Source organism: Candidatus Cloacimonadota bacterium, assembly GCA_028706475.1.
Taxonomy (GTDB): Bacteria; Cloacimonadota; Cloacimonadia; order Cloacimonadales; family Cloacimonadaceae; genus UBA5456.
In genome coordinates this window covers 1-12,815 of the sequence record JAQWBI010000005.1, presented here as the reverse complement: position 1 = coordinate 12,815, position 12,815 = coordinate 1, and the positions used below count along the sequence as shown (strand labels likewise).

The window sequence follows — 12,815 nt, the reverse complement described above, 5'->3', positions numbered from 1 at the left end:
TCCCCCTATATATCCGGCAGTGCCGAACTAGATATAAACGCGTTATAATGCAGTGGTCACTCGATGATAACCCGATGATATCTGCTTCATATATAGTAAGCTCAGAGGGGGAAGATTGAGACTGAACGACGGATGCTGTAAATGGAGGAGCGGCTTGGGCTCAGAGCCTGCTCAGATATCCACCAGTGGAGTATGACAATACTGATCTGCCACCATGAGGTTGATGTCGCTACGGATGGTTTGCAGATACTCGTTCATCGTCTGATATGCCAGATCGGGGCGGTTGTTGGTTTCTGAAAGGTGAGCCAGCACCAGGTTTTTCAATCCCGGATGCAGCACTTGGGAGAGAAGTCCCACCGCTTGTTCGTTGGAAAGGTGTCCGTGTTCGCTTTTCACACGTTTCTTCAGATTCCAGTCGTAAGGGCCGTCCATCAGCATCTGCAGGTCGTGATTGCTTTCCAGTACCAAAGTATGCACATCACTCAGTTTGGTTACGGTCAGTTTGGAAAAGTACCCCAGATCGATGGCTACACCCAGCTTCCGGTCATCATGTTCAAAGGTAAAGTTGCAGCTGTCCACCGCATCGTGTGAAGAGCGGAAAGGCTGTATCAGGATGTCTCCAATCAGAAACTCTGTTCCAGCGTCAAAATAGCACAGACGCTCATCCACGCTACCCAGTCTGTGCGAGCTATAGGCAAAAGTATCTGGAGAAATGTAGAGCGGGATTTTCAGGCTGCGGCACAGCGCTCCGGCGCTACGGGTATGATCGGAATGCTCGTGGGACACTATTACGGCTTTGATGATGCTGCGCTGGATTCTAAGTGTGTCTAGAGCTTCCCAAATCCGCTTCATGCTGATCCCTGCATCCAAAATAATCCCTGTATCCCGGCTACGCACGAGGATCGAATTACCTTTGCTGCCGCTGGCAAGTACGGAGGTTTGGAACATAAGCCTAAATTCTTACAATGCGATAATAGCGGTTGTTCAGCTTGTCGTACTCACTCCAGACTGCATCGGGAGGAGCGGCGGCGAGCAATTGACACACTCCGGCGCTTTGGGCGTCCAGATTGTCACAATGGTGCAGCAGAAGTGCTTCCAGAGTTTGCGGCAGGCGCACAGATGCTTTCTCGTATTCGCCATGATGGGAAAGGATGAGATGACGCAGATTTAACAACACTTCTTCAGGAAATCCTGGGATCCGGGATGCAGCCTCGACCACCATCTGATCACCCATACTGAGATGCCCCAATAGGCGTCCCTCATCGGTAAAATCTATACTGGCCTTTCCATGGTATTCTCTCTGTTTGGCGGCGTCATGCAGTAAGGCTCCGCAGAGCATGAGATCCATGGATACCGGATACTGGGTAGAGGTAAACTCGCACAGGGCAGCTACGGCTACGGTATGTTCGATGAGCCCGTGAACATAATTGTGGTGCCAGCTTTTAGCGGCGGGGGCTTCCAAAAAACGCTGGAAAAACGGTTTATCATCGAAGATCTCGTGTAAAAGTCGATTGAGATATTCATGTTCTACTTTATCCACAAATTCCCAAAAGCGTTCTGCCAGAAAATCCGGAGTAAATCTGCTTTTTGCCACAAACAAACCAATATCAAATTCGCTTTTATCCGCAAAACGCAATTGTTGGATACTCAGTTGAATCTGGCCTTTGTAATTCACCACTTGAGCTTTGATGTGAACCACATCTCCGGCATCGAAAAGTTCACTGGTCTTAGCAGCGTCTTTCCATACATTAGCCGTGACATAACCGCTTCTATCCTGAATCTTTATGCGGATAAAGCTGCCGCCCTTACCCTCTCGCAGTTCTTTCTCCTGAGCCAGATAGAACCCGCTAATCTCTTTGTTCTCATGCTGATGCATGTCTGCTACAAAAATGTGTTCTTCCATACTATATCACTTAATAATGCTTATTTTCTTCGTTTGAGGGGCCTTACCGCTTTGTTCCACACGGATAAAGTAAATGCCTGATGCTGGGAAGAGCTTTCCGCATAGATCCAGTTTCCCCGTGATGTCGTTTTGCCTGTGGATCCGCTGACCTTTCAGGTTGTAAATGCTTATCTTCGCTGCAGTAGCGTCTTTTATGCTGAGATGCAGATATTCATCCTGCCTCAGCGGATTGGGATAAGCGCTAAAGCTCAGGCTTGGTGTATATAAATCCGCATTTGAAGTATACTGCTGGGGGTCAAAATCGTAGAAATTCATAAAATGAATTCTGCCGCCGTACTGATCCTGCAACCAATAGTAGATGCGGTAATCTGTCTCTGCACTGTCATTGAACAGATTGCTAAAACTTACACTGTAAGTCTTTTCCACAGTTACTTCCGGTTGGAGGGCCGTATTTATGGTATCGGCAAAACAAATCCACTGTAATAAACTGTATTTCTGTGTACTTTCTGCGCTTGGTTTGGCAAAAAGACCCACAAACAAACGGGAATCCAGTGTGATGTTTTCCAGATTGGACTCATACAAGCTCGTGTTCTGATTCAGCAAACTGACGCTAAGATACATGTTTGCGGACTCCGGAATGGAATCCAACCGGCAAGAGGATTCAGAGATAAAGGTGCGATCGGCAGAGATGTCGTCCAATAGCTCGGCAAAACTGCTTTCGTAAGCTTGCGTAAGCCCGATAATGCGGCTGTGTCCATTACCGATAGTTTGAGGTAACGCATTGAAACCATACCAATTGAAGCGTTGCATTGCTCCCAGATTTGATAATGGGTCAGATAACAGAGGATAGTAGTCCAGCACATGAAAATCACGGTTCAAATATGGAGACTGGATCGTGGAAATAGCATTGTCACCGCTAGTACGCAGAAAGTTCTCCACCACTTGACCTGGCATGGGATCTGCAAATATATTGAAAAAGCAGTTGAAGCTGTTATTGCCGGAGAGAGAATCACTCTCGGCAATTTCACTAATCAGCTTCATATCAAGACGTAGTTGCAATGGATCTGAGGGCAGCTCTATAAACTGCAGATCACTGGTATAGTCAAAGCTGCTAAGTGGGGCAAGGCTCTGAGGCAAGGCAATATAGAGACTGTCAAACCGGGGTTCTCCCGGCCGGTTCATCGTGATGCTCAAGCCCACCTCATCCAGTGTCTGATTGCTGTGATTGTAACCTGTGAATCTGGGATACACTCTGCTACCTGGCAACAGATCTCCCTCAAGGTAAAAATCACATAATTCCAGATCCACCTCTGTGTGAGTGAAGTCGCCTAACAAACCAAACAGCAGTTCACAGTTAAAACCGGCATTGCTAAGTGAAGACAGGTAAAACTGATCGCCCACGGTTGTCATGTAAAAGCTATTATCACCGCCTCCCGCACTAGCCGCTACATAGCGGGATTGCATGTTTGTCTCGTATGTAACCACCAGCCAGGCAATATCATGTGTGCTGGTGGAGGGAAAGGCGATGTCAATCTGCTGGGATGATACTTCCACCGTTTGCACGGATACTACGCTACCAGGTTGAGATACATTGTCCGTACAAAGTTCTACCGTTACTTGTCCTCCAGGATTCGGAAACCACAGTCTGGCTCCGCTAGCGGTGAAGTTCACGTTGCTCATAAGAGGATATGCCTGGCTAAAATCGAATCTCACCGCCCATTTATTGGCACCGTAAAAGCTGTAGTCATGTGCATTATTATGCAGATAATAGTGATACTCGCGGTCCTGCGGGATCTGCTCTCCGTCTGCAGATATGCATACTATCCCATACAGATAGCTGAAGAGCAATGCCAGGATGATAAGGCTGCGTTTCAAGCTTGCAACTCCGCTACCAGAGCGATGGCACGTTCCAGATCGCGATTCATGGCTGCGACCAAGTCGTCAGTATTTGCAAACATCCTTTCCTCCCTGAGATAATGTAACAATTCCACCTGCATATTATCGTCGTAGATATCGCCGGTAAAATCGATCAGAAAAGTTTCTATCTCCACGATTCCTGTGTGTTTCACTGTAGGAGACTTCCCGATATTGGTCAAGCTAAAAAAAGACGCTTGCTCCAAATGTGCTTTGCTGAGATATATCCCTTCCGCGGGGATAAGCTGGTGCGGATTGCTCAGGATCAGATTTGCGGTGGGGAAACCAAACTCCCTGCCCCTGGCCAAACCCTTCCCCACTTTGCCTGAAAGACGGTAACTCCTGCCCAAGAGATGGTTGGCTTCTTCGATCTGTCCCCGGCTCAGAAAGTCTCGGATCATACTGCTACTGATCGGTTTGCCCTCAAATAACTGCGGTTCTACATACTCCACCCGGAAATTGAAACGCGATGCAAATCGCTCCAGAAAGCTGCGATCGCCTTCCCGGTTTTTGCCGAAATGGCTATCGTGACCTACTACGATGATTTTTGGCCGCCAACGCGGAATGAGCACATTCTGCAGGAAATCTAGTGCAGAGGTTTCAGCTAAGTCCTGGGAGAAATCGAGCATTTCCACCTGGTCAATGCCCAATCGCTTCAATTCCTGCTCTTTCACTTCCGAGGGACAGAGCAATTTGGGCAGAGCTCTTTGATTCAGGATAAAGGCCGGGTGATCTTTGTATGTGATGATCACGGATTTCAAGCATTCGGTAGAAGCAAGTTCGCGAACTCTATCCAGAAGCTTGCGGTGACCCAAATGAAGGCCATCGAAAGTACCCAGACTGATTACGCACATGTCTTGCCTCCGTCCATCACCAATTGTGGGATAATCTCAAGGGATTCTACCTTCGCTATACCCAGAAAGAGTCCATTTGCAGAATATATCGCTGTATCCGGGGCATCAGCAGCATCTGTCGGCAGTCTCATACCATGCAAAAAGCTCTTTGACTGCGATTCGGAAAGCTCGATTGCAGGTAGATGATGGAGTATCCTGTGCACATCAAACGTTTTGGAGTGTATGTCCTTTGCCAGATCTTCCACAATGCATGCTTCATCCACACTGATGTCTGCGATTGCGGATCTGCGAAGCTGAGTAGTCATTCCCACACATCCCAATTCACCGGCGATGTATTCACTTAGGGCGCGGATATAAGTGCCTTTGGATACTTTAGCTCGATAGCACAAGCGTTTATCTTCGATTCCGCTCAAGAGTTCAAAATCCAGTATCTTCACCTCACGCATGGGCATGTCCACCTCAATCCCCTGCCGGGCAAGTCTGTATGCCCTCTTACCTGCAATCTTCACAGCGGAGTATCTCGGAATGGGCAGTTCTTGCAGAGCCCTAACTTTCGTTTCGAGATTGGCAGGAATGCTGAGGCTCTCCGGAAGCTCCGTTTCCTCTATGATCTCTCCTTCAGGATCGCCGGTACTGCTCTTGCTGCCTAGCAGTAACTCCACTTCATAGACCTTGTCTTGGGATAAAGCGTATTTTAACAATCGGCTATATTGACCGGTAGCGCAGATTAGGAGTCCAGTGGCAAATGGATCAAGGGTGCCGCTATGCCCTATCTTGCGGATGCCCAATATCTTGCGTAGGGAACTAATCACTTTGAAGGAGGAGATACCCGCCTCCTTGTCGATCAGGAAGAACGAATTCATGATAAGGAATTGGCCTGCTTCAGATCGTGCAAAATGACTTCCTGCACTTCCTGAAGACTGCCCATCAAGGTCAATCCGGATGCTTGGCGATGCCCACCGCCTCCGTGCCGAGCTGCTACTTCGTGCATATCCAGGATTAAAGAACGTAGCGATATTTTCCACATTCCGGGTTCATCTTCACGAAAATAAGCGATGGCACTGAGGCCAGATATGCCCTGTACCCAACGAGTTACGCTCATATATGCAGAGGGATCCACATCCAATTCTTCCGCCAAAGCTTTGTCGGAGTGCAGAAACAGGTACTTGCCATCCTCGAACAGGCGGATTGTGGATAGACTTCTGCCCACATAGAGCATTTCTTTGGCACTGTGATTTTGCAGATAAGCCATGTGCAGCTCGTGGGCTTTGATGCCTTCCTGGGCAAGCTCTGCGGAGATCTCGAACATGGTGGCATTGGTATTGGCATTACTAAAGTTGTTGCTATCGTTCAGAATGCTTACATACACACAATCTGCCACATATTTCCGAACAGCGGGATTCAGCTTTTGAATTGTCTCTCGCATACTGCGCCAGATCAACGCTCCCACCGAAGGATAGCTGTAATCCACCAGTTGCAGATCTGCAGGGATGTGATTATGCTCTATCATATGGTGATCCAATACTGCCACTTTCCGGGCTTTGTCCAGAAGTGTATGCCGGTTACCGATGCGGTCGTAGCTATTGCAATCCAGCACAATCACCAGCCCAAAGTCCATGTCTTCGTGAAAAGCTTGCACCTTTGTGTATCGCATCAGGAAAGCATAGCGATCCAGCTCTTCCCCGTCGGTAACGATGGTAGAGTCGAAACCGGAAGCTTTCATGATCTCCTGCAAGGCAAAGCAGGTCACCATGCCGTCGCCGTCCGAATGGATATGAGTAGTCAACGCGATGCTCTCAGCCTCTTTCACCAAGGCAAAGAAGTCGCTCGATATGTCTTTATTCATCAATTGTATGTCGTGATCGTTGTGATTCAACAGGGTAGCTCAATCATCCTCATCATCATCGTCGTCGTCATCGTCAAAGTCTTCATAATCATCTTCGTCGAGGTCTTCGTCATCATACTCATAGTATTCATCATCATCAAGATAATCGTCGATATCGATGTCCGGATCGTAATCGTCAGCATCGTCATAATCGTCTTTGATACCAGCCAAAAGGGCTTCCACTTTCGCGGCGCGGTCTTCGGTATCATCGTAGAAGAATGAGAGTTCAGGTATTGTTCTCATAATTTGTGCTCCTGCAATTTGTTTCTTAAAGAATCCGCTTGTCTTCATCAGGTGCTCCCGGATCTCGTTGTGCGAGGCGGGATTGTTGTAATGGGAAAAGTATATCTTTGCATAGCGCAGATCTTTGGAGATCACTACATCCGTGATGTTTACCCAAGCCAACATGGGATCCCCCAGTTTCTTGCTGAGTGTGATGTTGAAGATCTTCTTCAGTTCTTCCTGCAATCTGGGTATGCGATAGTTCTTCATCAGAGTTTCTTGGCTACCTCTTGTTCGATGTATGCTTCAAAAACGTCGCCTTCTTTGATGTCGGAGAAGTTTTCCAGAGTGATGCCGCAATCGGAACCCGCACGGACTTCTTTCACATCGTTGCTATAATGCCTCAAAGAGCTTAGCTTGGCTTCGTTAATCAGCACATCGTTGCGATATATACGTACCAGACAATTGCTTTGGATCACTCCGCGATCCACCTGACAACCGGCGATGGTACCAAGCTTTTTGATCTTATACACTTGTTTTACTGTGGCGCTGCCTATATTTTGTTCTTCAATCGTGGGAGCCAGCATTCCTTCCAGAGCTGCCGTGATATCGTCTATGGCATCGTAGATTACCTGATAGAGCTGTATTTGAACTCCTTCATCTTCCGCCAGGCGACGAGCTTGTTGAGTAGCACGAACATGGAATCCCAAGATGATGGCATCCGAAGCCGAAGCTAGTGATACGTCAGTTTCGGAGATACCACCCACGCTCTTGTGAATAATTTTAACCGATACTTCCTCATTAGCAAGTTTTTGCAAGCTATCCGCTATTGCCTCAGCCGAGCCGTCCGTATCTGTCTTCAGGATTATGTTCAATGTGTTTACCTGCTCTTCTTTGATGCGGGCAAAGATGTTTTGCAGACTGGATTTGTTCTGGTATTTCTCTCGTTCCATGCGGATTTGCTGACGCTCGGTCGAAATTGCCCGCGCAGTTCTCTCACTATCCACCTGGTTCAGGACGTCACCAGCCTTGGGTGTATCGGATAAACCGTAGATTCGTGCCACATCGCTGGGGTATAGCGTTTTCATTTCCAGACCGCTCGCATTCTCCATACGCCGAACTCTACCGCTAACTGCGCCGCAAACGATTATATCACCTCGTCTTAGGGTTCCCTGTTGCATCAGGATGGTAGCTACTGATCCCATGCGGGAGTCTTTCTGCGCTTCCACTACAATAGCTTCTGCCGGAATGTTCTCTTTCGCTTTCAGATCCAGCATCTCCGCTGTCAAAAGGATCAATTCTATCAGATTCAGGATGCCTTCTCCGGTCACGGTGGAAGTTTTGCACCATGGTACATCACCGCCGTATTGTTCCAGATAAACGCCAGCTTCCAGCAGATCAGCGATGGTTTTATCTACATTCGCTTCAGGCAAATCAATTTTATTAATCGCAATAATGAGCGAGACTCCTGCTGCACGGGCATGGTCGATAGCTTCGCGGGTCTGAGGTTTCACCCCTTCGGAAGCGGCAACCACGATCACGGCGATATCTGTAACATTGGCGCCACGGGCACGCATAGCGGTGAATGCTTCGTGACCGGGGGTATCCAGGAAAGTTATTTTATAGTTGTTTATTTCTATCTGATAGGCACCGATGTGCTGAGTGATGCCTCCGGATTCTCCGGCTACGATGTTTTCATTGCGGATATAATCCAGAATCGAGGTCTTACCGTGGTCCACGTGACCCATAATAGTAACCACAGGAGGCCTGGGCACTTCGGGAACATCAGCATATTTGTCCATTTCTTGTTCAATAAGCTCTGAGCCATACTCATCTTCAAAGCGGAAATCTACCTTGAACTCATCGCAAATCATCTCCAATGAATCCCGATCCAAACGCTGGTTCATGGTAACAAGCTGCCCCATCATAAAGAACTTTGAGATAATCTCGCTGGGAGATACATTCATGATCTTGGCCAGCTCGGACACCGAAGTGAATTCGCGAATGATGATCTCACTGCTGTTGTCTTCCACTACTTGCGCTTCTCGATGATACTTTTTGCGCTTCGTGGTTTTCTGCATCACTTTCTTGATGTTTCTGGAGATTACGGCTTCGTCAACTTCTGTGGGTTCCAAAACCTTGATTTTACCCTTTTTACTGGAGAGCAGAGCTTTTTTGTGCTTACTCTTTTCGCCCAGTTCATCGTGAACGGGTTTAGCCTTGCCAAACTTCTTTTCGATCTCCTTTTTCTCCGGAATCACCACGGGTGGAGAGGGAGGGGGAGTGTGGGTGGCTGTTGCACGGCTTTTGCGGGGTTTCTCCACCGCTTTACTCTTGCTCTCTCTGGCCTTTGGAGGCGGAGTAGCCTGCTTATAAGGCACGCGGATATCCAGGGATTCACGCTTCTTTTTTACTTCTTCGCGGGCTTTCTGTTCCTGCAATTCCTGATACGATGGTTTGGCTTCTTCCGGAGTAATGCTTTCTGCAGGTACCATAGGAGCTTCGGAACTTTCTTCCGCTATAGCGGTATCTTCTGCTTCTGCTTCGGGCTCATCTGACTTGGCAGCTTTCTTGGTTCGTTTGGCTTTTTCCGTTTTAGGCTCTTCTACTTCAGGTACCGGTTCCGGTTCGGTAGGTACTATTTCTTCTGCCTTGGCAGCGGCCTTAGCTTCGCTTTTCCTTGCCTGCTGGCGCAGTTCAATCAGTTTTTTACGGTCTTTTTCCGCTCTTTTTTCGGCATCAACCTGTTCGTTGTATTTTGCACGGATTTTATCCGCGACTTCTTCTTCGATAAAGCTCATGTGGCTTTTAGTTACCACACCCAGATCTGTAAGATGCTTTTTTAGAGCCATTGTACTGATCTTGAGTTCCTTGGCTAATTCATGTACTCGTATCTGCAAGGTTCCTCCACTCACGCCTGCCAATATTCGATCATCTTGGCAGCAAAATTTTTGTCGCTGATGCCAAACACTCCGGTGACGGGCAATCCCAAAGCAGCGCTTATCTCTGCCTGTTCTCCTGCGCGGATAATCAGCAACTTGTTACCGTCTTCTTTGATCTCGTAGCGAATCCGTTCTGCGGTACGCTCCGAGGTATCTCCGGCTATCACAATCAAGTGTATATGCCTGTGATGCATGCCTCTTATGCAGGCATCCACTCCCGCCACCAGTTTCCCTGCCTTACGGGCAAACTGCATCAGATTCAATATCTTGGGATTCAGCTCTGTCATTTCGCTGACCTCCCTTTTGCGCGTCTTTTCTGCCATTTGGGCAATAGGGCAACGCATTCCCTGGAGGGGCACACATACTGCTTGCGCCCTTGCAGCCGGCGAGCGAGGTCATACACGATCCCCGAGGGCATCATCATGAAGCCCAGCAGCTCTTTCTGTGCCCGCTTTGTCTTGCAGATTACACAGCTGCGAATGGGGATGTGTCCGGCTTTACTATTCATATTTGTCATTAGAAATACTTAGCAGCTTCCTTCAGCTTTTCCGCTGTTTTCTGGCCCATGCCTTCCAGGGATGCCAGTTCATTCACAGAGGCCTGGAAGATATCCTGAACACTTGTATATCCTGCATTGCGCAACACTTCGGCAATCTTGGGACTTACTCCGTCCAGTTCGGTGATATGGCTTACGGTGCGACGTTCTTTGGACATCTTTTCTTCATATTCTTCGCTGGTAAAGATGTCGATTTTGAGTCCGGTAAGCTTGGCAGCCAAACGCACGTTCTTGCCTTGCTTGCCTATGGCCACCACTTTGTCCGCTTCATCCACGATCACACTAGCGGCGCGGCCGCGTTCGACCACCACGCGCTTGGCATTGCTGATGCCCAGGGCGTTTTGAACCATCTGTTCCATGTCTTCGCTATGTACCACGATGTCGATCTGTTCGCCGTGCAGTTCTCTGCGGATACTGTCGATTCTGGTACCTTTTGGGCCCACGCATTCTGTGATGGGGTCCAAGCTCTCATCCATGCTTTCCAATTCCACTTTGGTGCGGATTCCGGGCTCTCTCACGATCTTGCGGATGTGCATCTTACCGTTGAATATGGAGGGGATCTCCGCTTCGAACAGCTTTTTCACAAATTCAGGATTCGTGCGGGAGAGGATCACCGTCACACCTTTATTTCCATTGCGGATATTGGTCACGTAGGCTTTGATATTGTCGCCCACACGGTAAAATTCGTTCTCAATCTGTTCGTCCAGCGGCAATAGCGCATCTGTGTAGCTGAAGTCTATGCGGTATCCGCCGTTGTTTTCGTCGATGGATTTTATCTTTCCGGAGACGATAGTGTGCTTCTGTTTATTGAAGTCGTTCTGTATCTTTTCATCTTCCAGATTGCGGATACGATCTTGAATAATCTTTTGCGCTGTTTTTACCAATTTGGGCTCGAACTCATACAGCGACATCTCTTTTTGGATGTAATCGCCTAACTGAGCGCGGGGATCAAAGTCTGCCCGGGCATCGGTCAAAGATATCTCGCCTAGTTCATTTTCCAATTCCACCACCTGGCATTTAAAGCGAACCTTTATGCCGCTCACCGCTTCATCGATATATACTTCCAGTTCGTTTTCAGGCCCCAATTTCTTGGACAAAGTATTTGTGATGGATTCCACGATGATCTCTTGGATCAAAGCTCCATCCAACTGTTTGATCGCGGCCAGCTTGATAACCGCATCCAGAATATTAGCGTTCATTGTTCTCACCTCGGACTATTCCCAAATATACTGTTTTGGCTCTGGAGATCGATTTCAGTGCAATCTCGATCCGCTCCCCGCGATCGTCCAAAACCACGGTATCCTGATTTACCTCCAGCAAAGTACCCATCACAGAGCGCTTCTCTTCCTCTTCGCTATATTGAACCGCCACTTTCTCATTGATGGCACTCACCCAGTGACTCTTCAGCTTTAGCGGTCGCTCCAAACCGGGAGAGGACACTTCCAGAAAATAGCGCTCCGGAATCAGATCAAAGGTCTCCAACTCATCACTCAGAGCCCGGCTGAAACGGGCACACTCATCCAGCGTTACTCCGCCGATCTTGGTAAGGTACACTATGATGATCCGCCCCTTGCCGCTCATCTTTTCATCAATGTCGTACAGGGCAAGATGCATTTCTGCGCAGATCTTCTTGGCGATGTCTTCAATCTGAGTTCTAAAGTATTGCAAATAAACCTCTAATCTTTGCGGAAAAACCGCTGTTCATATCCATTCTACCGGCAAATACTCGGTAAATCTCTTGTGACTGTGCCCGGAGAGCAAGTCCCCATGAGCGCAAACACATCTGTTTCACATCAAAAAAAATAGCTAACCCTTGTAGCTATCAAAACCGCAAATGCGGGAACCATAACAACTTAGCCGCCATCTTGGGCGGAATCTACTATTTGAGACAACATAAATTGCGATGATATCGTGTCAAGCAAAATGTGCAAGTTTCCACATTGATGCTTTTTGCTTCCTCTTGATATGAAGCAGATATCATCGGGTTATCATCGAGTGACCACTGCTTGATAACGGCTTTATATCCAGTTCGGCACTGCTTGGAATAGCACGCAGATTACGCAGATCACGCAGATTTTTGAAGGGTGGTTGGCCGGAGTCCCCAAAACCCCCTCAGGGTTGACATTTGATCTCTGCACTTTGACACCTCAGGAGAGCTGCAATAACGAGAACGTGCCGGAGGCATGAGCTACACTCCAGCAATACCATCAACTGCAGAACCGCAGCACTGCAACACTGCAGCACTACAGTACCGCTCAACAGCGAAGGCGAAGCCTGAGCGTTCAACAGGCCGAAGGCCGTTTCAACAGTGACGCGAAGCGGAACATTCAACCTTCCGAAGGAGACCTGTCGAATCCTCTAACAAAAAACCCCGAAGAGTATCCGGGGTTCTGTATTAGGTTGTTGTTAAGGTTATTTTAAGTTTGTATCATATGACCATAGGAGTAAGCTATCAGAAATAAGGAGACTCTTATGGACAAGATTAAGTCAGAGCAAGGATATGGCGTGCAGCGACTGAAATCGAAGGACGCTCGCAGTG

Annotated in this window: 12 protein-coding genes; all 12 read right to left on the bottom strand. The window is 48.1% G+C overall.

Features of this window, described 5'->3' with window-relative positions:
• Positions 1-171: 171 nt before the first annotated feature.
• The 12 genes from PHF32_02005 to PHF32_01950 are packed head-to-tail and all read right to left on the bottom strand — an operon-like array spanning position 172 to position 11,944.
• Positions 172-948 carry an MBL fold metallo-hydrolase gene (locus tag PHF32_02005; GenBank protein ID MDD4559503.1) on the bottom strand — a complete coding sequence of 259 codons (777 nt, stop codon included), beginning with the start codon at positions 946-948 and terminating at the stop codon, positions 172-174.
• A gap of 4 nt (positions 949-952) precedes the next feature.
• Positions 953-1,903 (bottom strand): HD domain-containing protein, encoded by a 951-nt coding sequence (locus tag PHF32_02000; GenBank protein ID MDD4559502.1) that lies wholly within the window; start codon positions 1,901-1,903, stop codon positions 953-955.
• A gap of 6 nt (positions 1,904-1,909) precedes the next feature.
• Positions 1,910-3,778, bottom strand: coding sequence for a T9SS type A sorting domain-containing protein (locus PHF32_01995; protein MDD4559501.1), 1,869 nt, complete (start codon positions 3,776-3,778; stop codon positions 1,910-1,912).
• A complete protein-coding gene (locus tag PHF32_01990; protein ID MDD4559500.1) occupies positions 3,775-4,671 on the bottom strand; it encodes a bifunctional riboflavin kinase/FAD synthetase in 897 nt (298 codons plus the stop codon). The genes PHF32_01995 and PHF32_01990 overlap by 4 nt, the downstream gene beginning before the upstream one ends.
• On the bottom strand, positions 4,662-5,534 hold the full coding sequence (gene truB / locus PHF32_01985) for a tRNA pseudouridine(55) synthase TruB (protein ID MDD4559499.1): 873 nt from the start codon (positions 5,532-5,534) through the stop codon (positions 4,662-4,664). The genes PHF32_01990 and truB overlap by 10 nt, the downstream gene beginning before the upstream one ends.
• Complete coding sequence (locus PHF32_01980; GenBank protein ID MDD4559498.1) at positions 5,531-6,517, bottom strand: bifunctional oligoribonuclease/PAP phosphatase NrnA; 987 nt, start codon at positions 6,515-6,517, stop codon at positions 5,531-5,533. Before PHF32_01980 ends, truB begins: the two co-directional genes overlap by 4 nt.
• A gap of 39 nt (positions 6,518-6,556) precedes the next feature.
• Positions 6,557-7,048 carry a 30S ribosome-binding factor RbfA gene (gene rbfA, locus PHF32_01975; GenBank protein MDD4559497.1) on the bottom strand — a complete coding sequence of 164 codons (492 nt, stop codon included), beginning with the start codon at positions 7,046-7,048 and terminating at the stop codon, positions 6,557-6,559.
• Positions 7,048-9,678 (bottom strand): translation initiation factor IF-2, encoded by a 2,631-nt coding sequence (gene infB, locus PHF32_01970; GenBank protein ID MDD4559496.1) that lies wholly within the window; start codon positions 9,676-9,678, stop codon positions 7,048-7,050. Before infB ends, rbfA begins: the two co-directional genes overlap by 1 nt.
• A gap of 11 nt (positions 9,679-9,689) precedes the next feature.
• On the bottom strand, positions 9,690-10,007 hold the full coding sequence (locus tag PHF32_01965; GenBank protein MDD4559495.1) for a ribosomal L7Ae/L30e/S12e/Gadd45 family protein: 318 nt from the start codon (positions 10,005-10,007) through the stop codon (positions 9,690-9,692).
• Positions 10,004-10,237, bottom strand: a complete 234-nt coding sequence (locus PHF32_01960) for a DUF448 domain-containing protein (GenBank protein MDD4559494.1) — start codon at positions 10,235-10,237, stop codon at positions 10,004-10,006. Before PHF32_01960 ends, PHF32_01965 begins: the two co-directional genes overlap by 4 nt.
• The gene (gene nusA, locus PHF32_01955; GenBank protein ID MDD4559493.1) at positions 10,237-11,475 is read right to left on the bottom strand and encodes a transcription termination factor NusA; all 1,239 of its coding nucleotides are present in this window, start codon (positions 11,473-11,475) and stop codon (positions 10,237-10,239) included. The genes PHF32_01960 and nusA overlap by 1 nt, the downstream gene beginning before the upstream one ends.
• A complete protein-coding gene (locus PHF32_01950; GenBank protein ID MDD4559492.1) occupies positions 11,465-11,944 on the bottom strand; it encodes a ribosome maturation factor RimP in 480 nt (159 codons plus the stop codon). Before PHF32_01950 ends, nusA begins: the two co-directional genes overlap by 11 nt.
• Between the last annotated feature and the right edge of the window lie 871 nt (positions 11,945-12,815).